This is a genomic window from Blautia sp. CAG:257, assembly GCF_000433815.1.
GTDB classification, from domain to species: Bacteria; Bacillota; Clostridia; order Lachnospirales; family Lachnospiraceae; genus Blautia_A; species Blautia_A caecimuris.
Genome location: NZ_HF999076.1, coordinates 1 through 563, shown reverse-complemented (window position 1 = coordinate 563; position 563 = coordinate 1). Strand labels below are relative to the sequence as shown.

Sequence of the window (563 nt, the reverse complement as noted above, 5' to 3'; positions counted from 1 at the left end):
GGCTATTTCTCCGAATCAAAAAAACTGCATCTGTTTCTGTGCGCAGCCTTCATGGCTGCTGCTCTTGCATTACCTGAAATGTGCGCATTTTTTCCTGCAGTATTTTATGTTCTGATCCAGTATCATTTTTATCTTCCTACGTTTGCAGGCTGCTTTCTTTACCTTTATATAATCCGGACAATAAACTCAGATATCTTTCTTTTTTCCTTCTGGGGCATCCTGTTCTTTATTGTGGCATTTTTCCTTCAGCTCCGCACTGAATCCGAAGAAAAGCTCAGACAGGATTTTATGAAGCTGCGGGACGACAGCACAGAAAAAAATATTCTTCTGGAAGAAAAGAATCATATGCTTGTGGAAAAGCAGAATTATGAAATATACACAGCCACTTTAAAAGAACGAAACCGGATTGCCAGAGAAATCCACGACAATGTAGGTCATCTCCTGTCCCGTTCTATTCTGATCACAGGAGCCGCAAAAGCAGTCAGCAGCTCTGAGGCTGTTTCTCCTCTTCTGGACAGTCTGGATATTTCTCTTAATCAGGCAATGACCAGCATCCGGACAAG

General features: G+C 42.1%; 1 protein-coding gene. It reads left to right on the top strand.

Features of this window, described 5'->3' with window-relative positions; all coding sequences use genetic code 11:
• Positions 1-288 precede the first annotated feature (288 nt).
• On the top strand, positions 289-563 hold a 275-nt coding region (locus tag QVP40_RS09450), incomplete at its 3' end, for a histidine kinase dimerization/phosphoacceptor domain-containing protein (RefSeq protein ID WP_288200449.1).